This window comes from Amycolatopsis sp. NPDC114505, assembly GCF_055633615.1.
In genome coordinates this window covers 1,337,881-1,358,888 of record NZ_JBVKDV010000003.1, presented here as the reverse complement: position 1 = coordinate 1,358,888, position 21,008 = coordinate 1,337,881, and the positions used below count along the sequence as shown (strand labels likewise).

Annotated in this window: 18 protein-coding genes; 14 read left to right on the top strand and 4 right to left on the bottom strand. The window is 73.6% G+C overall.

Annotated features, from left to right (window positions below; all coding sequences use genetic code 11):
* Positions 1–64: 64 nt before the first annotated feature.
* Positions 65–1,255: an MFS transporter gene (locus ACZ7OU_RS35500; RefSeq protein ID WP_470258581.1), complete on the top strand. Its 1,191-nt coding sequence runs from the start codon at positions 65–67 to the stop codon at positions 1,253–1,255.
* Here the strand turns inward: ACZ7OU_RS35500 and ACZ7OU_RS35495 are convergent.
* The 3 genes from ACZ7OU_RS35495 to ACZ7OU_RS35485 all read right to left on the bottom strand — a co-directional run bounded on the left by ACZ7OU_RS35495 (position 1,240) and on the right by ACZ7OU_RS35485 (position 3,278).
* Positions 1,240–2,553, bottom strand: coding sequence for a jacalin-like lectin (locus ACZ7OU_RS35495; protein WP_470259030.1), 1,314 nt, complete (start codon positions 2,551–2,553; stop codon positions 1,240–1,242). The genes ACZ7OU_RS35500 and ACZ7OU_RS35495 overlap by 16 nt on opposite strands.
* 105 nt (positions 2,554–2,658) lie before the next feature.
* Positions 2,659–2,859 (bottom strand): hypothetical protein, encoded by a 201-nt coding sequence (locus ACZ7OU_RS35490; protein ID WP_470242696.1) that lies wholly within the window; start codon positions 2,857–2,859, stop codon positions 2,659–2,661.
* Entirely contained in the window at positions 2,856–3,278 is a 423-nt protein-coding gene (locus tag ACZ7OU_RS35485; protein ID WP_470258580.1) for a DUF6010 family protein, read from the bottom strand. Before ACZ7OU_RS35485 ends, ACZ7OU_RS35490 begins: the two co-directional genes overlap by 4 nt.
* Before the next feature lie 126 nt (positions 3,279–3,404).
* On the opposite strand from ACZ7OU_RS35485, the gene ACZ7OU_RS35480 reads away from it, so the two are divergent.
* The 13 genes from ACZ7OU_RS35480 to ACZ7OU_RS35420 all read left to right on the top strand — a co-directional run bounded on the left by ACZ7OU_RS35480 (position 3,405) and on the right by ACZ7OU_RS35420 (position 20,081).
* Positions 3,405–4,043, top strand: a complete 639-nt coding sequence (locus ACZ7OU_RS35480) for a TetR/AcrR family transcriptional regulator (protein WP_470242694.1) — start codon at positions 3,405–3,407, stop codon at positions 4,041–4,043.
* A 113-nt stretch (positions 4,044–4,156) separates the two neighbouring features.
* The gene (locus tag ACZ7OU_RS35475) at positions 4,157–5,629 is read left to right on the top strand and encodes an amidohydrolase family protein (protein ID WP_470258579.1); all 1,473 of its coding nucleotides are present in this window, start codon (positions 4,157–4,159) and stop codon (positions 5,627–5,629) included.
* Positions 5,626–6,747 (top strand): M20 family metallopeptidase, encoded by a 1,122-nt coding sequence (locus ACZ7OU_RS35470; protein ID WP_470258578.1) that lies wholly within the window; start codon positions 5,626–5,628, stop codon positions 6,745–6,747. Before ACZ7OU_RS35475 ends, ACZ7OU_RS35470 begins: the two co-directional genes overlap by 4 nt.
* A gap of 32 nt (positions 6,748–6,779) precedes the next feature.
* Positions 6,780–7,664: a GNAT family N-acetyltransferase gene (locus ACZ7OU_RS35465; protein WP_470258577.1), complete on the top strand. Its 885-nt coding sequence runs from the start codon at positions 6,780–6,782 to the stop codon at positions 7,662–7,664.
* Positions 7,661–8,767 (top strand): o-succinylbenzoate synthase, encoded by a 1,107-nt coding sequence (menC, locus tag ACZ7OU_RS35460; protein WP_470258576.1) that lies wholly within the window; start codon positions 7,661–7,663, stop codon positions 8,765–8,767. Before ACZ7OU_RS35465 ends, menC begins: the two co-directional genes overlap by 4 nt.
* A complete protein-coding gene (locus ACZ7OU_RS35455) occupies positions 8,764–8,907 on the top strand; it encodes a hypothetical protein (RefSeq protein ID WP_470242689.1) in 144 nt (47 codons plus the stop codon). Before menC ends, ACZ7OU_RS35455 begins: the two co-directional genes overlap by 4 nt.
* A gap of 132 nt (positions 8,908–9,039) precedes the next feature.
* Positions 9,040–10,434 (top strand): serine hydrolase domain-containing protein, encoded by a 1,395-nt coding sequence (locus ACZ7OU_RS35450; protein WP_470258575.1) that lies wholly within the window; start codon positions 9,040–9,042, stop codon positions 10,432–10,434.
* Complete coding sequence (locus ACZ7OU_RS35445; protein WP_470258574.1) at positions 10,431–11,321, top strand: serine hydrolase; 891 nt, start codon at positions 10,431–10,433, stop codon at positions 11,319–11,321. Before ACZ7OU_RS35450 ends, ACZ7OU_RS35445 begins: the two co-directional genes overlap by 4 nt.
* Positions 11,318–12,907 (top strand): ABC transporter substrate-binding protein, encoded by a 1,590-nt coding sequence (locus ACZ7OU_RS35440; RefSeq protein WP_470258573.1) that lies wholly within the window; start codon positions 11,318–11,320, stop codon positions 12,905–12,907. Before ACZ7OU_RS35445 ends, ACZ7OU_RS35440 begins: the two co-directional genes overlap by 4 nt.
* Positions 12,904–13,884, top strand: a complete 981-nt coding sequence (locus tag ACZ7OU_RS35435) for an ABC transporter permease (RefSeq protein WP_470258572.1) — start codon at positions 12,904–12,906, stop codon at positions 13,882–13,884. Before ACZ7OU_RS35440 ends, ACZ7OU_RS35435 begins: the two co-directional genes overlap by 4 nt.
* A 1-nt stretch (position 13,885) precedes the next feature.
* Complete coding sequence (locus ACZ7OU_RS35430; RefSeq protein WP_470258571.1) at positions 13,886–15,772, top strand: dipeptide/oligopeptide/nickel ABC transporter permease/ATP-binding protein; 1,887 nt, start codon at positions 13,886–13,888, stop codon at positions 15,770–15,772.
* Positions 15,769–16,698, top strand: a complete 930-nt coding sequence (locus tag ACZ7OU_RS35425; protein WP_470258570.1) for an ABC transporter ATP-binding protein — start codon at positions 15,769–15,771, stop codon at positions 16,696–16,698. Before ACZ7OU_RS35430 ends, ACZ7OU_RS35425 begins: the two co-directional genes overlap by 4 nt.
* Positions 16,699–16,724: 26 nt before the next feature.
* Complete coding sequence (locus ACZ7OU_RS35420) at positions 16,725–20,081, top strand: serine hydrolase (protein ID WP_470258569.1); 3,357 nt, start codon at positions 16,725–16,727, stop codon at positions 20,079–20,081.
* Here ACZ7OU_RS35420 and ACZ7OU_RS35415 read toward each other — a convergent pair.
* Complete coding sequence (locus ACZ7OU_RS35415; RefSeq protein ID WP_470258568.1) at positions 20,071–20,985, bottom strand: quinone oxidoreductase family protein; 915 nt, start codon at positions 20,983–20,985, stop codon at positions 20,071–20,073. The two genes, ACZ7OU_RS35420 and ACZ7OU_RS35415, sit on opposite strands and share 11 nt — an antisense overlap.
* Positions 20,986–21,008 lie beyond the last annotated feature (23 nt).

The following is a 21,008-nucleotide window of genomic DNA, read 5'->3' as shown; positions in this document are numbered from 1 at the left end:
TGCCGAGTATGTAGCCCGGGGCTAAATGCTGTCCGCGGATCGCGGCGGGCCAAAAGATCGGAGGATGATCGGACGGGACTTCCGGCGGCTCCTGTGGGCGACCGGCATCGACAACCTCGGCACCGGCGCGTTCACCGCGGCGGTACCGCTGTTGACGGTCACGGTCACCCAGGACCCGCGGCTCGTTTCGCTCGTCTCGGCCGCGGCCTACCTGCCGTGGCTGCTGCTGTCCCTGCCCGCCGGCGCGCTGGCCGACCGCCACGACCGGGCCGGCCTGATGTGGCGCGCGCAGGCGGCGCAGGCCGTGCTGGTCTCCGTGACCGCGGTCCTGGCCGCGTGCGGGGCGGCCGGCGTCCCGGTCCTCGTCGTCACGGCGTTCGGGCTCGGCGCGGGCGACGTCGTCTTCGGGACCGCGGCCCAGGCGATCCTGCCGGACCTGGTCGCGAAACCGTTGCTGCCGCGGGCCAACGGCCGGCAGCAGGCGATCACGACGGTCGCGGAGCAGTTCGCCGGGCCGCCCGTGGGCAGCCTGCTGTTCGGGGTCACGGCGGCGCTGCCGTTCGGGCTCGACGCCGTCTCGTTCGCGGCGTCCGCCGTCCTGGTGGCGAAGCTGCCCCGGCGTGCCGACGGTGCCCGCCCGCGCTCCGCCGTCCGCGAGGGACTGTCGTGGTTGCTGCGGCACCGGCTGCTGCGCACGCTCGCGATCCTGGTCGGTGTCAACGCCTTCTGCGGCCAGCTGGCCGCCGCGACGCTCGTCCTGCTCGCCACCCGCGTCGTGCACCTCGACGCGCGCGGCTACGGCCTGCTGCTCGCCGGGGCCGCGCTGGGCAGCGTGCTCGGCGGCCTGGTCAACGCGCGCGTGGTGGCCCGGATCGGGTCCCGGGCGGCGTTGCCGACCGCGCTGGTGGTCAACGTAGGCGCGTTCGCGGGCATCGGCCTGAGCCGCGACGCCGTGGTGCTCGGCGCGTTCCTCGCCGTGAACGGGTTCGCGACGACGCTGTGGAACATCGTCACCGTCGGCCTCCGGCAGGACCTTGTCCCGTCGGCGCTGCTGGGCCGGGTCACCAGCGCGAACCGGCTGCTCGGCTGGGGCCTGATCCCGGTCGGCACCCTGGCGGGCGGGCTGGTGGCCCACGCGCTCGGGCTGCGGGCGCCGTACCTCGTCGCGGCCGCGGTGCGCGGGCTCGCCCTGGTGGCCGCGCTGCCGGTGCTGGCCGGTCCGTTGTGGACCCGAGACGGTCAGCGTCGCGTGTAGACGAACCCCAACTGGTCCACCTCGTCACCCGAGCGGCCGTGGAAGCCCGCGATCTGCCAGCCGTCCGGTGCGGTCGCGGTGGTGCAGTCCGACGTCTTCGTGCCGCCGGTCAGCGTGCCGCCGCGGTTGGTCGTGATGCGGGCGGAGAAGATCCGGGTGTGGCCGTTGTAGCTGCCCTGGCACAGTTCCGCGGAGACCGCGTACTCGCCGTCGGCCAGCTGATACGTCCGCGAGGTGCCGCCGGTTCCGCCGTGGCCGAACGTCGTGCCGTCGGCCAGGGTCAGGCCGATCCGGTCGACGCGGCTGCCCGCGCTGAGGATGAGTGTCGAAGCCCGCGCGGCCGGCGGGACCCGGTCGAGGTCGGTGAACGGCGTGCCGTGCGGACCGCCGAACCGGTCGCTCAGCCGGAACGCCGGGTCGGTCGTCCAGCCGAACCGCACGGTCACCGGGTCGTGGTCCGACAGCATCGCCCCGGACGCGTCGAGGAACGCGTTGTGCTCGTTGTTGTAGTACGTCGCGTCGAGCGAGATCAGCTTGTTCCCGCGGTAGAGCACCTTGTCGACGATCTCGCACGCGTTGGTGACCGCGGATTCGTCGCACACCAGGGGATCGCTGCCCGCCGCGGGCGGGACGCCGCCGCGTTCGAGCCGGACCCACGCGTCGGTGAGCCCGTTGTCGGCGGCGAACGCCCGGATCGTGTCGGCGGCCCGGGTGTAGCGGGTGTTGGTGTCGCCCATGACCAGGACGGCGTTGCCCGCCGAGTGCGTGGCGATGTACGCCGTGAGCTGCTTGAGGTTCGCGGCGCGCGAGACCTGGTCACCGTCGTTGGTGCCCGCGTTGGTGTGGATGTTGTACGCGTCGACGTAGACGCCTTCGGCGAGCCGGAGCCGGGTGAACGTGAAGCCCTTCGGCGTCAGGCAGTCGCCCGAGTCGAACTGGCACGAGTCCCAGCGGACGCGCTCCAGCTCGTCGACGGGCAGGGCGGACAGGCTGTTCAGGCCGCTCCCGATCCCGGCGCCGCCGCTGGTCGGCGTCCGGTACGGATGGGTGTCGGCCGCGTACAGGGTGGCGTGGTAGTTGAAGTCCTCCTGGACGTGCACCAGGTCGTACGGGCCGAGGCGCTGCCCGATGGCGGTCGTGCTCGGCGCGCGCGGGGTGGGCGCGCTGGAGATGCCTTCGGGCAGACCGGCGATGTTGTAGGACAGGACGCTGAAGGTGCCGCCGGCGGCGTGGGCGGCCGGCGCGGTGACGGCGAGCCCGGACGCGGCGAGAACGGCCGTCGCGAAGGCGGTGAACACTCTGCGCAAGGCGGTGTTCCTTCCGTGGCGAGGGAGCGGGAACAGCCGGCAGTGACGTGAACGAGATTCACGTTAGCCGGTTGTTCGCGCTCACACAACCGCCCGTCAGCCCCCGGGGTGGCCGCAGGCGTAGACGTTCGCCGAGGCCAGCCGGACGCAGGCGGGGCACGTGTTCACCGGCCGGTCGCGGCGGCCGTGGTACGGGTGCCGGGCGCCGCACAGCGCGATCAGCACCTCGCCCGGCTGCGGGTCCGGGTGGCACCGGGGGCAGAAGGCGTGCGCGGCGCGTTCGACATCGGTGCTCATGCCGGGCCGGGTACCCGCGGCTCCCGCGCGCCAACCCGGCGGAACGACCCGAAGACCGACCGGCCGCCGGTGAAGCACCAGATCGCGATCACCGGGTCGCAGAGCGCGCAGCCGAACGACGAGTCGTGCGCGAACGGCAGGATCGGCTGGCCCTTCAGGTGGTGGACGACGTCCCAGCCGGTGTGCAGGAGCCAGCCGATGCCGATGAACGTCCACGAGTCGAGGCCGCGGAACGCGACGTAGGTCATCACCGTGCAGAACACCAGCTCCCACGGCCCGAGCGCGCCACCGGAGAGGTAGGCGGCGCCGGCGCCGCCGATCATGACGGCGTTGAACTTCCGCCGGTGGGGCTCGGGGATCAGGGAGCCGAGCACGACGTAGAGGAGGCCGATCAGGATCGGCGCGAGCACTGCGATCATGATCGACCACGCTAGGAACGGCGGGCCCGGGCAGCCAGTGGCTGTTCTGCCACGCTCCGCCGATTTCTCGCCAGCGCGGGGGCTCCGTAAGGTGGGGGGCCAGTGGATGATCAGGTGGGTTTCGGAATGAACGTGAAGGCGGCCCGCGCGAGTGCGACGCGGGAAAGCATCCTGGTGACGGCGGAGCGGCTGTTCGCCGAGCACGGGGTGCAGGTGGTGTCCAACCGGCACATCAGCGAGGCCGCCGGGCAGGGCAACAACGCGGCCGTCAACTACCACTTCGGCACCAAGGTCGACCTGGTCCGCGCGATCGTCCGCAAGCACACCGGGCCGATGGAGCGGCTGCGCGCGGAGCTCGTCGAGGGGGTCGGCGGGGACGCGGGCCTGCGTGACTGGGTGGCCTGCCTGGTCCGCCCGAGCACGACGTACCTGCGCGACCTGGGCGCCCCGACGTGGTTCGCCCGGTTCAGCGCCCAGGTGATGACCGACCCGGCGTTGCGGGAGATCATCGCGGAGGAGTCGCTGGCCTCCCCGGCGCTCGCGCGCGCGGTGGAAGGGCTGAACCGGTGTCTGGACGGCCTGCCGGCCGACGTCCGCGCGGAGCGCGGTGACATGGCGAGGCAGCTGATGATCCACATGACCGCGGAACGCGAGCGGGCGCTGGCCGAGGGGACCCCGACCCCGCGCGCGACCTGGGACGACGCCGGGACGGGCCTGATCGACGCCGTCACCGGCCTGCTGCGGGCCCCGGTCACGCCGGCCTGACGGAGTTCGTCCGCGCGGATCAACCGCGCCGCTCCGATTCGTCGTCGCGGACGAACGGTCCCGCCCGAAATCCTCCTAACGTCGCCGGGAAGCGACGACGAGGAGGCGTACAGGTGTGGACACTCTTGCGGGGCGGCCGGGTCGTGGACCCGGGGAGCGGCTTCGACGGCATCGCCGACGTCCTCCTGAACGGCGGCCACGTCGAAGCCGTCGGTCCGGGCCTCCATGCGCCGGACGCCACCGAAGTCGACGTGGCGGGACTCGTCGTCGGGCCCGGGTTCGTCGACCTGCACAGCCACGTCCACTCCATCGCCGGGCAGCGGCTGCAGGCCATGGACGGCGTCACCACCGCCCTCGACCTCGAAGCCGGCCTGATGCCCGTCGACCGCGCCTACGCCGAGGCCGCGAAGGCCGGGCGGCCGCTGCACTACGGGTTCTCCGCCTCCTGGGGCGCCGCCCGGGCGCAGGTGCTCGCGAACATCGCGCCCGACGCCAGCATCGACAGCGGCCTCGCCATCCTCGGGAACCCGCGGTGGCAACGCAGCTCCACGAAGACCGAACTCGCCGCGTGGCTTTCCCTGCTCGAAGCCGAACTCGCCAAAGGCGCCCTGGGCATCGGCATCCTCATGGGCTACGCGCCCGCGACCGAGCCCGGCGAGTTCCTGGCCGTCGCGCACCTGGCCGCGAAGGCCGGCGTGCCCACCTACACCCACGTCCGCGAGCTGGTCGAGGTCGACCCCGCGATCCCGGTCGACGGCTCCGTCGAGATCGTCGCCGCCGCGGGCGAGACCGGCGCCGCGATGCACCACTGCCACGTCAACAGCACTTCCGGGCACCACATCGACCGCGTCCTCGCCACCCTCGACACCGCCCGCCGCGAAGGCTCGCGCGTCACCGTCGAGGCCTACCCGTACGGCGCGGGCAGCACGGCCGTCGGTGCCGCCTTCATCGACCCGGACCGCTTGCGGCTCAAGGGGTTGAAGCCCTCGAGCGTCGTCATCCTCGAGACGGGGGAGCGGGTCCGTGACGAAGCCCGCCTGCGCGAGCTGAGGCAAGCCGACCCGGGCGCGCCCTGCCTCCTCGAGTTCCTGGACGAGCAGGACCCCCGCGACCGCGGCCTGCTGCACCAGGCGCTCGCGTTCCCCGACGCCGTCGTCGCCAGCGACGCCATGCCCGTCTACTGGAAGGACGGCGGCACCGAGAGCACCGACTGGCCGCTGCCCGCGGGCGGCACCACACACCCGCGGACCGCCGGCACCTTCGCCAAGACCCTGCGCCTGATGGTCCGGGAAGCCGGGGCGTGGAGCTGGCTCGAAGCGTTCCGCCGCTGCTCGTACCTGCCTTCGCGGCTCCTCGACGACGTCGCACCCGCGGCTCGCGGCAAGGGGCACCTCGGGGCCGGCGCCGACGCCGACGTCGTCGTCCTCGACCCGGCGAAGATCACCGACGCCGCCACCTACACCGACCCGACGCGCCCGTCGGTCGGCGTCCGGCACCTGTACGTCGCCGGAGTTCCCGTTGTCAGCGAAGGAAACCTGGACACCGGCGCACTGCCGGGCAAACCGCTGCGAGGGGAACCCCGGTGATCGACGACATCGAGACGCTCGTCCGCTGCGAGTCACCGTCGCAGGACCACGACGCCGTCGCCCGCAGTGCCGACGTCGTCGCCGGGATCGGGCGCCGCCTGCTCGGCGCCGAGCCCGAACGCCTCGTCACCGACGGCTGCACCCACCTGCGCTGGCGGTTCGGCGACGGCCCGCCGCGCGTCCTGCTGCTCGGCCACCACGACACCGTCTGGCCGCTGGGTTCCCTGCGCACGCACCCGTTCGAAGTCCGCGACGGCGTCCTGCGCGGACCCGGCTGCTTCGACATGAAGGCCGGCGTCGTGATGGCCCTGCACGCCGCCGCGGCGCTGCCCGACCGGGACGGCCTGTCGATCCTCATCACGGGCGACGAGGAGATCGGCTCGCCGCGGTCCCGCGTCCTGATCGAGGAGGAAGCCAAGACCTGCGACGCGGTCTTCGTGCTCGAAGCCTCGGCCGACGGCGGCGCGCTGAAGACCCGCCGCAAAGGCGTTTCGCAGTACTGGATCGAGGTCGAAGGGCGCGCCGCGCACGCCGGGCTCGAGCCCGAAAAGGGTGTCAACGCGGGGATCGAGGTCGCCCACCAGATCCTCGCGGTGGCCGCGCTCGCCGACGCCGGCCGCGGCACCACCGTCGTCCCGACCGCGCTGACCGCGGGCACGACGACCAACACCGTGCCCGCGGAAGCCCGGGTCGCCGTGGACGTCCGCGTGTGGGACGTCGCCGAGCAGGACCGCGTCGACCGGGCCGTCCGCTCCCTGCGGCCGGTGCACGAGAACGCGCGGATCCGCATCGCCGGCGGCATCAACCGCCCGCCGCTGGACGCGCCCGCGTCGGCAGACCTGTTCGCACTGGCCCGGAAGCTCGCGACGGGACCGCTCACCGAGGCGGCGGTCGGCGGCGCGTCCGACGGCAACTTCACGGCGGGACTGGGCATTCCGACGCTCGACGGCCTCGGCGCGGTCGGCGGCGGGGCCCACGCCGACCACGAACACGTCCTCGTCGCCGAGCTGCCCCGGCGCACCGCGCTGCTCCGGGCGCTCACCGAAACCGTGCTGACGCAACGGAGTTCGTCCGCCGCGACGAACGCGCGGGGCGAATCCGGTGCGGGACAACGGTGACGGGGAGACCGCGCCCGGAGAAGATCGGAGGCGTGACAGAAGTCGTGACGAACACAGCCCCGCCGCTGCGGGACGAGGCGGCCACCACGGCGTCCGCCGCCGCCACGGCCTCGGGGGTCCACGTCCGGACCCTGGCCGAGGTCGCCGACCTGACCGCCGTGACCCGGCTCTTCGAGTCGATCTGGCGCCCGGCTCCGGGCAACCAGCCCGTGACGTCCGAACTGTTGCGCGCCATGGTTTCGGCGGGCAACTACGTCGGGGGCGCGTTCGACGGGCCGGATCTCCTCGGTGCCTGCTTCGGGTTCTTCGGCGGCCCCGCGAAAGGGGGACTGCACAGCCACATCGCCGGGGTCGCGACGGCGGGGCTCGGCCGCGGCATCGGCTTCGCGCTCAAGCTGCACCAGCGCGCCTGGGCGCTGCGCCAGGACGTCCCGGTGATCTCGTGGACGTTCGACCCGCTGGTGCGGCGCAACGCCCACTTCAACCTGACCAAGCTGGCCGCCCGGCCGTCGCAGTACCTGCCCGACTTCTACGGCCCGATGGAGGACGGCATCAACGGCGGCGGCGACACCGACCGCATCATGGCCGTCTGGGACCTGACGAGCCCGGCCGTGCGGGCGGCGGCCGAAGGCAAGCCGGCCCCGCTCGACGCGGCCACGCTGCGGGCCCGGGGCGCCGCGGTCGCACTGGCGGCCGGCCCCGACGGCGGCCCGGTCACCGGGCCCGCCGACGCACCGGTCGTGCTCGTCGCCGTGCCGCCGGACATCGAGGCGCTGCGGCGCACCGACCCCGGCCGGGGCCAGGCGTGGCGGGTCGCGTTGCGGGACGTGCTCGGCGGCCTGCTGGCCGGCGGTGCCTCGGTCATCGGATTCGATCGTGCCGGCTGGTACGTGGTCGCGAAGGAGCAGTCGTCGTGAAACTCACCGGGGTGGAACTCCTGCGCGTCCGGATGCCGCTGGTCGCGCCGTTCCGGACGTCGTTCGGCACGCAGAACGAACGCGAGCTGCTGCTCCTGCGCGCGGTGACGTCCGAGGGCGAGGGCTGGGGCGAGTGCGGGGCGATGGTCGACCCCCTCTACTCCTCGGAGTACGTCGACGGCGTCGAGCACGTGCTGCGGACGTTCCTCGTGCCCACGCTCCTCGCGGCCGGCGACCTGACCGCGAACAAGGTCGCCCCGCTGCTCGGGAAGTTCAAGGGCCACCGGATGGCCAAGGCCGCGCTGGAGATGGCGGTGCTCGACGCGGAGCTGCGCGCCCACGGCGTGTCCTTCGGCACGGCGCTGGGGTCCACCCGGGACTCGGTGCCGTGCGGGGTGTCGGTCGGCATCATGGACACGATCCCGAAGCTCCTCGACGTCGTCGGCGGGTACCTCGACGACGGGTACGTCCGGATCAAGCTGAAGATCGAGCCCGGCTGGGACGTCGAGCCGGTGCGCGCGGTCCGCGAGCGCTTCGGTGACGACATCCTGCTGCAGGTCGACGCGAACACGGCGTACACGCTCTCGGACGTGCCGCAGCTGCAGCGGCTCGACCCCTTCGAGCTGCTGCTGATCGAGCAGCCCCTCGAAGAGGAGGACGTGCTCGGCCACGCCGAGCTGGCCAAGCACATCCGGACGCCGATCTGCCTGGACGAGTCCGTCGTGTCCGCGAGGTCGGCCGCGGACTCGATCAGGCTCGGCGCGTGCCGGATCGTCAACATCAAGCCGAGCCGCGTCGGCGGGTACCTGGAGGCGCGGCGGGTGCACGACGTCTGCGCCGCGCACGGCGTCCCGGTCTGGTGCGGCGGGATGATCGAGACCGGGCTCGGCCGGGCGGCCAACGTCGCGCTGGCGTCGCTGCCCGGCTTCACCCTGCCGGGCGACACGTCGGCGTCGGACCGGTTCTACACCGAGGACATCACCGAGCCGTTCGTGCTCGAAGGCGGGCGGCTGCCGGTGCCGTCCGGGCCCGGCCTCGGCGTCACCCCGATCCCGGCGCGGCTGGCCGAGGTCACCACCGCGAAGGAGTGGCTCACGACATGACCACAGTGGACACGGTGATCGCACGGGCCCGGCAGTACGCGGTCCGGGCGGCGGTCACGACGTCGAAGGTCCGGATCCGGGTCGCGGTGGGGTACGCGGCGGCCCGGTCGGCCCTGCCGCGGCGCCTGCGACCGCGGTGATCCGCCCGGGGTGATTCGTCCGCGGGGATGAAAGTTTCCCCGGGTCTCGTCGGTTTCGACGAATCGGCCGCCCCGATCCCCGTCCTAGCATCCCCGCATCGCCGGTTCCCCATCGTCGGACGAGAGGCACCCATGTCGAAACTCACCGAACTCGCCGCCTGGCTCGAAACCCGGCTCCCGGCCGTCCTGGCCGAGCACCGCGTGCCCGGCGCGGCCGTGGCCGTGTACGCCGGCGGCGAGATCATCGACCACGCGGCCGGCGTGCTCAACAAGGGCACCGGCGTCGAGGCCGACACCGAGTCGCTGTTCCAGATCGGGTCGATCACCAAGATCTGGACGACGACCCTGGCGATGCAGCTCGTCGACGAGGGCGCGCTCGACCTCGACGCACCCGTGCGGAAGTACCTGCCGGAGTTCACGCTCGCCGACGAGGACGCGGCCGCGCGGATCACCGTCCGGCAGCTCATGTGCCACACCTCCGGCTTCGAGGGCGACATCTTCACCGACACCGGCCGCGGCGACGACTGCGTCGGGAAGCTGATCGCCACCCTGGGCGACGTGCCCCAGCTGTTCGCCCCCGGCGAGATGTTCTCCTACAACAACGCCGCGTTCTGCGTGCTCGGGCGCGTCGTGGAAGTGCTGCGCGGCAAGCCCTACAACGACTGCCTGGCCGAGCACCTGTTCGTCCCCTTGGGACTGACGCACGCCGCCGCCAGCCCGTACGAGGCGATCCGCTTCCGGGCCGCGCTGGGACACCTCACGCCCGAGCCGGGTGCCGACCCCGTGCCCGCCGGCACCTGGGCGCTGACGCCGTCCAACGCCCCGGCCGGCTCGATGCTCGCGATGCGGCCACGCGACCTCGTGACGTTCGCGGCCATGCACCTGCGCGACGGCGAAGGCCTCGACGGCACCCGCGTGCTGAGCGCGGAAAGCGCCCGCGCCATGCGGGAACGCCAGGTGGAGCTGCCCGACCTCGGCCTGATGGGCCGGGCGTGGGGCCTCGGCTGGTCGCTCTTCGACTGGGACGGCGGCGCGGTCGCCGGCCACGACGGCGGCACGATCGGCCAGTCGTCGTTCCTGCGCCTCGCGCCCGGGCACGACGTCGCCATCGCCCTGCTGACGAACGGCGGCGACCCGGTCGCCGTCTACACCGAGGTCGTCGGCCACCTCCTGAAGGAGCTGACCGGCATCGAGCTCGCCGTGCCGCCGGTGCCGGCCGTGCCGGATTCGGCCGCGCCCCGCATCGACGCCACCCGGTACGTCGGCGAGTACGCGTCGTCGGTCGCGGACATCACGGTCAGCCAGGACGACGACGGCCGCGTCTGGGTCGAGCGCGTCCCGAAGGGGATCTTCGCGGAGCTGGCCAAGCCCGACAGGGTCGAGCTGGTCGCTATGACCGGCGACACGCTGATCCTGGCCGAGCCGACGCAGGGCATGTACCTGCCGCACGCCTTCGTCGGGGACGATGGCACCGGCCGCGCGCTGTACCTGCACACCGGCCGGGCCGATCGGCGGGTGAGCGTGTGAGCCCGGTCGAAACGGAGATCGCCGACGTCTTCGCCGCGGCCGGCGCGCGAGGCTTCGTGCACGCGCGGGAGATCGGCGGCGGGCCGGAGGTGGCCGTCGGCGCGGACGACCCGGTGGTGCTCGCGTCGGTGTTCAAGATCCCGGTCGCCGTCGCCTACGCCCGTGAGGTCGTCGCGGGCCGGCTGGACGAGACCGAGCGGACGCGTGTCGGGACGCGCTACCGCATCGGCGGCATCGGCACCGCGGGCTGCGCCGACGACGTCGAGATGAGCTGGCGCGACCTCGCGCTGTTCATGCTGACCATGAGCGACAACGCGGCGACCGACGTCCTCTACCACCGCGTCGGCCGGGACGCCGTCGACCGCGTCCTGACCGACCTGGACCTGCGCCGCACCCGGCTGATCGGCTGCTGCGAAGACCTCTTCGCGTCGGTGCTGGCGGACCTCGGCGCGGACGAAGACGCCGACCTCGACGCCGTGTTCGCCGGTGCGACGCCGGAGCGGACGTGGAAGCTCGCGGTGCTCGACCCGGAGCGCACCTCGGCCTCCACGCCCCGGGAGATCACCACGCTGCTCGACGCGATCTGGACCGACCGTGCCGCGGAACCGGCCGCGTGCGAACGGGTCCGGGACATCATGGCGAAGCAGATCTGGCCCCACCGGATCTCCGCCGGCTTCCCCTCCGACGTCGCCGTCGCGGCCAAGACCGGCACCCTGCCCGCGGTGCGCAACGAAGCGGGCGTCGTGTCCTACCCGGACGGTCGGCGGTTCGCCGTCGCCGTCTTCACCCGCGCGGACTCCCTCGCCGAGCGGCAACCCGCCGTCGACGCCGCGATCGGCGAGGCCGCCCGCCTCGCCGTGGCCCACCTGCGGAAGGAAACCCCATGACCAAGACACGGACCGCGGTGGTCCTGCTCGGGGTGCTCGCCCTGGCCGCGACCGCCTGCGGGGGATCGGGCGGCACCGCCGGCTCCGGCGACGGCACCCCGGTGGACGGCAAGACGTTCAGCCTCGGCGTCGGCTCCGACCCGGGCAGCCTCGACCCGCACATGACCGTGCTGTCGGTGGCCATCCAGGTCGACCGGTTTCTCTACGACTCGCTGCTGAACCTCGACGACGGCGGCAAGCTCGTCCCGGGGCTCGCCGCCAAGTGGGAGGCGACGACGACGACCGCGTCCTTCACCCTGCGCCCGGGCCTCACCTGCGCGGACGGCAGCCCGCTGACCGCCGCCGACGTCGCGGCCAACCTCAACTTCGTCGGCGACCCCGCGAACAAGTCGCCGATCGCCGGCCTCTACGTCGCCCCCGGCACCAAGGCGACCGCGGACGCGGCCGGCACGATCAGCGTCACCAGCGGCAAGCCGGACGCGTTCCTGGCCCGCAACGTCGGCGGCGTGCCGATCGCCTGCGCCAAGGGGCTCGCGGACCGCAAGCTGCTCGCCAAGGGCGACGCGGGCACCGGGATGTTCGCCGTCACCGAGTCCGTGCCCAGCGACCACTACACGTTCACCCGCCGCAAGGACTACACGTGGGGCCCCGGCGACTGGAAGGCCGAGACCGGCTTGCCGGACAAGGTCACCATCCGCGTCATCCCCAACACGACGACCGCGACGAACCTGCTGCTCTCGGGTGAGCTGAACGCGGCCCAGATCAACGGGCCGGACCGGCAGCGGCTGGAGGCGCGCAAGCTCTTCCACACCGACTTCACCGCACCCATGGGCGAGGTGTTCTACAACCAGGCGGCCGGGCGGCCCGGACAGGACGAAGCCGTCCGCAAGGCGCTCACCCAGGCGCTCGACCTGCCCCAGCTCGGCAAGGTGCTCACCAGCGGCGCCGGCAAGCCGTCGAAGGGCATGATCACGAACGAGCCCGCGGTGTGTCCCGGCGACACCGTCACCGGCAACCTGCCGGCCCACGACCCGGCCGCGGCGGCGTCCTCTTTGGACGCCGCGGGCTGGACGAAGGGCGCGGACGGCGTGCGTGCCAAGGACGGCAAGAAGCTCTCGCTCACGGTCCTCTACGGCACCCAGCTCGGCCCGACGATGGCACCGACCGCGGAGCTCGCGCAGCAGACGTGGAAGTCGCTCGGCGCCGACGTGACGCTCAAGGCGGTCGACAGCCCCGGCCTCAGCCAGGCCCTGTTCGGCACCGGCGAGTGGGAGGTCTCCCTCGGCCCGGTCGGGTTCTCGCTGCCGAGCCAGCTGGTCCCGTTCGTCTCCGGCCCGGCCGCGCCCGACGGCACCAACTTCGCCCACGTCGCCAACCCCGGGTACGACCAGGCGGCGCAGCAGGCGGCCACGAAGCCCGGCGAAGCCAGCTGCGCGGACTGGAACGCGGCGGAGACCGCGCTGATCAAGCGGGTGGACGCGGTGCCGTACTTCGACTCCGTCGTGCCGACCTACGCCAGCGGCGCGAAGTTCGCCCTCAGCCAGGGCAGCCTGACGCCGTCCTCGATCCGGATGCTGGCCAAGTGACGACCGCGGCGGCGCCCGCCGGCCTGCGGGGCAGCCCGTGGCCGGCGTTCGCCGCGCGGCGGCTGGCCCGGTTCGCCGTGTCCCTGTGGGCGCTGCTCACCGCGGCGTTCCTGATGATCCACCTCGTTCCCGGCGACCCGGTGCGGGCCGCGCTCGGCCTGACCGCGCCCGCCGAGCTGGTGGCGGCCAAGCGGGCGGAGCTCGGCCTGGACGACCCGCTGTGGGTGCAGTACGGGCACTACGTGCGCAACCTGCTGTCCGGCGACTTCGGGACGTCGATGGCGAGCGGGCAGCCGGTGGCGCAGGTGATCGGCGACCGGCTGCCCTCGACCCTGCAGCTGGCGGTGCTGGCCTTCGCCGTCGTGGTCGTCGTCGCGATCCCGGTCGGCGTCTGCTTCGCGGTGCTGACCCGCGGCGGGCGTCGCCGGGGCGCGGAGCTGGGCTTCACGTCGGTGAGCGTGTTCCTCGCCGCCATCCCGGAGTTCCTGGTCGCGGTCGGGCTGGTGGCGCTGCTCGCCGTCGGCCTCGGCTGGTTCCCGGTGGCGGGCAGCGACGACGTGAGCGCGTACGTCCTGCCGGTGGCGGCCCTGGCGGCCGGGCCGGCGGCGGTGCTCGCGCGGATGGTCCGGGTGGAGCTGCTTTCGGTGCTGGGCGCCGACTTCGTCCGCACCGCGCGGGCCAAGCGGCTGCCCGCGCGGCTGGTGTACGTCCGGCACGCGCTGCCGAACGCGCTGACCGCGACGCTCACCCTGGGCGGGCTGATGCTGACCGGGATGGTCGCGGGCACGGTACTGGTGGAGAACGTCTTCGCCTGGCCCGGCCTCGGCTCGACGATCGTCGCGTCGATCCTGCAGAAGGACTACCCGCTGGTGCAGGGGATCGTGCTGGTCTACGGCGTCGGCGTGCTCCTGGTGAACCTGCTCGTCGACGTCGTGCTCGGGGTGCTCGACCCGCGCTCGGCCATCCGGGAGGCGTGAGATGGCGCGACGCGGTTCGGTCTGGGCGGCGGCCGTGCGCACGCCGGTCGGCGCGTGCTCGGCGGTCCTGCTGGCGGGGGTCGTGCTGCTGGCGGTGCTGGCCCCGCTGCTGTGGGGTGACTCCGCCGCCGCGATCGACACGGACGCGATCGGCCAGAGCCCGTCCGCGGCGCACTGGTTCGGCACCGACTCCCTCGGCCGCGACCTCTTCTTCCGCACGCTGGTCGCGACCCGGCTGTCGGTCGGGCTCGCGGTGCTGGCCACGGCGATCGGCGTCACCGCCGGGGTGGTCCTCGGGACGCTGCCCTCGGTGCTGCCGCGCTGGGCGGGCCGGCTGCTCACCGCGGCGGTCAACGTCGCGGTCGCGTTCCCGGGGCTGCTGCTGGCGCTGTTCCTCGCGGTGATCTTCGGCGTGGGCACGCAGGGTGCGGTGCTGGCGATCGCGTTCGCGGTGGCGCCGGCGTTCGCCCGGCTGGTGCAGACGCTGTCCGCGTCGGTGGCCGGGCGGGACTACATCGCCGCGGCCCGGGTGTCCGGCGTCGGCCGGATCCGGCTGCTGGCCCGGCACGTGCTGCCCAACATCGGGGAGCCCCTCGTCGTCAACGCGACCATCGGGGCCGGCTCGGCACTGCTGGCCTTCGCCGGGCTGTCCTTCCTCGGGATCGGCGTGCAGGCCCCGGAGTACGACTGGGGCCGGCTGCTGCGCGAAGGCCTCGACGGCATCTACGTGAACCCGGTGGCCGCGCTCGCGCCCTGCGCGGCGGTGGTCCTGGCCGGGCTGGCGTTCAACCTGGTCGGCGAGACGGTCGCCGGGGTGATCGGGGTCCGGACGCGGGCGACGCGACGCGGGGCGCTCCCGCCGCCGGCCACGTCCCCGGAATCGGCCGTGGCCGAGCCCGCCGCCGACGCGGTGCTCGTCGTCGAGAACCTCCGGGTCGCGTTCCCGGGCCCGGCCGGGTGGACCGTGCCGGTGCGCGGCGTGAGCTTCAGCATCCGCCCGGGTGAGGCGATCGGCGTCGTCGGCGAGTCGGGCTCCGGCAAGAGCCTGACCGCGCTGGCCGTGTCCCGCCTGATCGAAGCGCCCGGCGTGGTGACCGCCGACCGGCTCGAGTTCGCCGGGACGCCGCTCGCGACCGCCTCGGACCGCGAGCTCGGCACGTCGCTCGCCATGGTGTTCCAGGACCCGATGACGTCGTTCAACCCGGCCCGCCGGGTCGGCGGGCAGCTCGCCGAGGTGTCCGAGCAGCACCACGGCCTGTCGCGGCGGGCGGCGTTCGCCCGCGCGATCGACCGGCTGGCCGCGGTGCGCGTCCCGGCCGCGGCCCGGCGCGCCCGGCAGTACCCGCACGAGTTCTCCGGCGGCATGCGGCAGCGGGCGATGATCGGCATGGGCCTGATGGGGCAGCCGAAGCTCGTCATCGCCGACGAGCCGACCACCGCGCTCGACGTCACCGTGCAGCGGCAGGTGCTGCGCCTGCTCGCCCGCACGCGTGAAGCCGAGGGCGCGGCGATCCTGCTCATCAGCCACGACATCGCCGTCGTTTCCCAGACGTGCGAACGGATGCTGGTGATGTACGCCGGGCGCGTGGTGGAGGACCTGCCGACCGGGAGCCCGGCCCAGCACCCGTACACGCGGGCGCTGCTGGCCACGACCGTGGACCTCGAAACCGACCGCGGCGAGCCACTGGCCGTGATCCCCGGCCGGCCGCCGGAGCCGGACCAGGTGCCGGAGGGTTGCGCCTTCGCCGCCCGCTGCCCGCTGGCGACCGACCGCTGCCGGGACGAGGACCCGGTGCTGGAACCGACCGCGGACGCGCACCGGGTCGCGTGCTGGCACCCGCAGGTCAGTGTCCTTTCCGGACAGTCGCAGGAGGAGGGTGCAGCGTGAGCACGCTGGAGTTCGACGCGGTGAGCGTCCGGTACGGCAAGTTGACTGCCGTCGACGGCGTCAGCCTGACCGTCCCGTCCGGGAAGGTCGTCGGCCTGGTCGGCGAGTCCGGCTCGGGCAAGTCGACGCTCGCCCGGGCGGCGGTCGGCCTCGCGCCGGTCAGCGCGGGCCAGGTGCGCCTCGACGGCGTCGACGTCCGGCGGTTGCCGCGGCGCCGTCCGCTGCAGATGGTGTTCCAGGACCCGTACTCCTCGCTGGACCCGCGGATGGCGATCGGCGAGTCGATCACCGAGGCGATGCCGAAGGGCACCTCCCGCGGTGCCCGCCGGGCCGAAGTCGCGCGGCTGCTCGAGCTGGTCCAGCTCGACCCGGACCGCGCCGCGACGCTACCCGGGCAGCTGTCCGGCGGGCAACGCCAGCGCGTCGCGCTCGCCCGGGCACTGGCCGGGCAGCCGAAGGTGCTGATCGCCGACGAGATCACCTCGGCGCTCGACGTCTCGGTGCAGGGCGCGGTGCTCAACCTGGTCCGCGACGTACAGCGGCGGCTGTCGCTGTCGATGCTGTTCATCTCGCACAACCTCGCCGTCGTGCGGTACGTCAGCGACGTCGTCGCCGTGATGTACCTCGGCCGGATCGTCGAGGCCGGCCCCGCCGAGCAGGTGCTCACCGATCCGCAGCACCCGTACACGCGGGACCTGCTGGCCGCCGCGCCCTCGGCGCACCGAAACCTGCTCGCGGATACCGATGACCCGTTGGCCGACACCGAACCCGCCGACCCGCACCACCCGCCGCCCGGGTGCCGCTACCACCCGCGGTGCCCGATCGGCCCGCTCGTGCACACCGACCGCACGCTGTGCGTCAGCGCCGACCCGGCCGACGACGCCGCCCACCGGCCGCACCACGCGGCCTGCCACTTCGCCGCGTGAAGCCGTCATCCCACAAGGAGATCCGCATGACCCGCCGTATCGGCACCGACGACCTGTACGTCCTTGAGTTCCCCGAGCAACCGGCGCTCTCGCCCGACGGCGCCCGGATCGTCTACGTGCTGCGCACCGCCGATCGCGAGAAGGACGAGGACACCTCGTCGCTCTGGCAGGTCGCCACGAGCGGCGGCGAGGCGCGCCGGCTGACCCGCGGCCGCCGCGACGTGGCCCCGGCGTGGTCGCCGGACGGGACGCGGATCGCGTTCCTGCGCGCCCAGGACGGCCCGGCCCAGCTGTGGCTGCTGCCCACCGGCGGCGGTGAGCCCGAGCAGGTCACCACGCTCCCGCTGGGTGCGGGAACGCCGGTGTGGCGCCCGGACGGCGCCGAAATCGCCTTCAGCGCCCCGATCGACCTCGACGCCGAGGAAGGCGAGGACGACGGCGCGCAGGGGCGTCGCGCGAACGCGCCGGTGGTCGCCGACCGGCTGGACTTCAAGGCCGACGGCGCCGGGCTGCTGCGGACCCTGCGCAAGCACCTCCACGTCCTCGACGTCGCCACCGGCGAGGTCCGGCGCGTGACGTCGGGGGACTGGCACGCGGGCGACCCCGCCTGGTCGCCGGACGGCGGGCGGCTGGCCTTCGCCGCGGCTCTCGACGCCGACCCCGACCTGACGTTCCGGTCGGGCGCCTACGTCCTCGACGCCGCCGATCGCACCGCCGAGCCCCGCCTGGCCGGCTCGGGCGAGGGCATGTGCGGGACGGTCACGTGGACCGCGGACGGCGAGTCCCTGCTCGTCGTCGGCCGCCGCGACACCGCGTCCGGGCACCTCGGGCTGCTGCGGATCCCCGTGGACGGCGGGGAAACCGTCGACCTGGCCGCGCCGCTCGACCGCAACGTGATGCCGGGCGGCCCGGGCTACCCGGGCGCGCTCCCGCAGCTCGCCGGCGACGGTTCCACGGTCCTGTTCTGCGTCCGCGACCGCGGCTACACGCACCTGTACGCCGTCAACGTGACCGTTGGCGAGCCGCGGCGGGTCCTCGGCGAGAACGGGACGACGGTGGCCGCGTTGAGCGTCGCCGGGAGCACCGCGGCGGTTTTGCTCACCACGCCGACCTCTTACGGCGAGATCGCGACGGTCGACGTCACCGGGGGAGCGGCGACGGTGCACACCGCGCACGGCCCCGACGACGTCGAGCTGTTCACCCACGAGGAGCGGGAGTTCACCGTCTCCGACGGCACGGTCGTGCACGGCTGGCTGCTGCGCGACCCCGCCCGCACCGGCCCGCTGCCGCTGCTGCTGGACATCCACGGCGGCCCGCACAACGCGTGGAGCGGCACCGCCGACGCCGTGCACCTCTACCACCAGCGGCTCGCCGCCCGCGGCTGGGCGGTCCTGCTGCTCAACCCGCGCGGCAGCGACGGCTACGGCGAAGCGTTCTTCACCGCCGCGGTCGGCGCCTGGGGCGTGGCCGACGCCAAGGACTTCCTGGAGCCGCTGGACGACCTCGTCGCCGAGGGGGTGGCGGACGCGAAGCGGCTCGCGGTGTCCGGCTACAGCTACGGCGGCTTCATGACCTGCTACCTGACCAGCCGCGACGACCGGTTCGCCGCCGCGGTCGCGGGCGGGGTCGTCAGCGACGTCGTCAGCATGGCCGGCACGTCCGACGCCGGCCACTATCTCGGGGTCGCCGAGCTCGGGGCGATCCCGGCGGAGAACCGCGCGCACTACGCGGCGCTTTCCCCGCTGGCTCAGGTGGAAAAGGTGCGGACGCCGACGCTGGTCGTGCACGGCGCCGCCGACGACCGGTGCCCGGCCGGGCAGGCCGAGCAGTGGTTCACCGCCCTGCGCGAACAGGGCGTGCCCACCCGGATGGTGCAGTACCCGGGCGCGTCCCACCTGTTCATCCTCGAGGGCCGCCCGTCGCACCGCGCCGACTTCAACCGCCGCATCGCCGACTGGGTCGAGCAGTACGCGGGCGAGCCGGGCAAGCCGGTGCGGGTGCCGATCGACGCGGCGCACTGGCGCCGCCGCCTCGCCGAGCTCGCGCGCAAGCACCGCGTCCCCGGTGCGGCGCTGGGCATCCTGCGGCTCGACGGCGACGAGGTCGTCCAGGTGAGCCACGGCGTGCTGAACAAGGCGACCGGGGTCGAGGTCACCGACGACTCGGTGTTCCAGATCGGCTCGATCACCAAGGTGTGGACGGCGACCGTCGCGATGCAGCTCGTCGACGAAGGGCTGCTGAAGCTCGACGCGCCGATCGCCGACGTCCTGCCCGAGCTGCGGCTCGCCGACCCCGACGTCACGAAGAAGGTGACGCTGCGGCACCTGCTGACGCACACCAGCGGCATCGACGGCGACGTCTTCACCGACACCGGCCGCGGCGACGACTGCCTCGAGAAGTACGTGGCGGTGCTCGACCAAGCCGCGCAGTCCCATCCGCTCGGCGCGACCCTGTCCTACTGCAACTCGGGGTTCGTCCTCGTCGGCCGGGTGATCGAGCGGCTGACCGGCAAGACCTGGGACGCGGCCCTGCGCGAGCGGCTGTTCACGCCGCTGGGCCTGAAGCGCACGGGCACCCTGCCAGAAGAAGCGATGCTGCACCGCGCGGCGGTGGGCCACGTCGCCGCGGGCGACGCCGAGCCGCAGCCGGCGCCGGTGTGGGGGCTGCCGCGCTCGGCGGGCCCGGCCGGGCTCATCTCGGCCTCGACCGACGACGTCCTGGCGTTCGCCCGCCTGCACCTGACCGGCGGCCTCGGCCCGGACGGCTCGCGCCTGCTCTCGGCGGAGTCGGCCGAGGCGATGACCCAGGAGCAGTTCGAGATGCCCGACAAGGACACGCTCGGCGACTCGTGGGGCCTCGGCTGGATCCGCTTCGGCTGGGACGGCCGGCGCGTGTACGGCCACGACGGCAACACGATCGGGCAGTCGGCGTTCCTGCGGATCCTGCCGGAGCAGGGGCTGGCGGTCACGCTGCTCGCCAACGGCGGCAGCACCCACGACCTCTACGAGGAGCTCTACGGCGAGATCTTCGCCGAGCTGGCGGCCGTGGCGATGCCGCGCCCGCTCGAGCCGGCCGCGGTGCCGCCCGCGGTCGACGCCACCGAGTTCCTCGGTGTCTACGAGCGGGAGTCGGTCCGGATCGACGTCCTCACCCGCGACCAGAAGCTGTGGATGCGCCAGACCGTCACCGGCCCGCTCGCCGAGCTGGTCCCGGAGACGACGACCGAGGACGAGCTGGTGCCGATCGGGCCGGGCCACTTCGCCCACAGCCCCGCGGGGATGCGGGGCTGGGTGTCGGTGACGTTCTACACGCTGCCGACGGGGGAGCGGTACGTGCACTCCGGCGTGCGGGCGACGCCGAAGGTCAAGGACCTCACGGAGTGATGACGACGCGCTGAGTCTCGCCGGTGTTCCTCCAGGCCGTTCCGACGTCCTGGAGGGGCACCGCGCGCGCGTCGATCCGGAAGCGGCCGATCTCCTTCACGAGCGCGTGCAGCTCCGCGACGATGTCCCGGGTCGGCACCGAACCCTGGCCGCTGCCGACGAGCTGCAGCCGGGCCGCCCGGAGCGCGGCCGAGGGGAGCTCGGTGGTCCGCCCGGCCACCGAGCCGACCTCGACCCAGGTCAGCGGGCGGCCCCGGTCGGCGCGTTCGGTGACGATGGTGCGCAGCGCGTCGGCCGTCGGCGGGCCCCAGACGTAGTCGAGGACGACGTCGACGTCGGCGGCCTTGCCGAGCTCGTCGAAGGTGAGGGTCTCGTCCGCGTCCACGGTGGCGAGGCGCCCGGCGTCGCGGCCGGCGGCGACCACCCGGCCCGCGCCGAGGTGCTTCGCGACCTGGACGGCGAGCCGGCCGGCGTTCCCGGTGGCGCCCAGTACGAGGACGTCCTGCCCGGCGGCGAACTCGATCCGCCGGCGCAGCGCGACCCACGCCGACATCGCGGGGTTCATCCCGGCGGCGACGAGCACCGGGTCGGCGTCTTCGGGCAGGACGACGCTGCGTCTGGTGTCCACGAGGGTCCGTTCGGCCATCGAGCCCATCGAGGTGTCGGGCAGGACGAAGTACCGCAGCGTGCCATCGGGGGCGCGGCCGACGCCGTCGATGCCGGGGACGAGCGGAAGTTCACCCGATTCGGTGTAGTGCGAACCATCGGCCTGGGAGCGGACGCGGGGGTGCAGACCCGCGGCGACGACGTCGACGAGGACCTCGTCCGGACTGGTGGGCTGCGGTTCGGCGAACTCCCGGCAGGAGGGCGGAGACCCGAACCCGGTGACGACAGCGGCGCGCATGACGGCTCCTTTTAGTTGGTAAT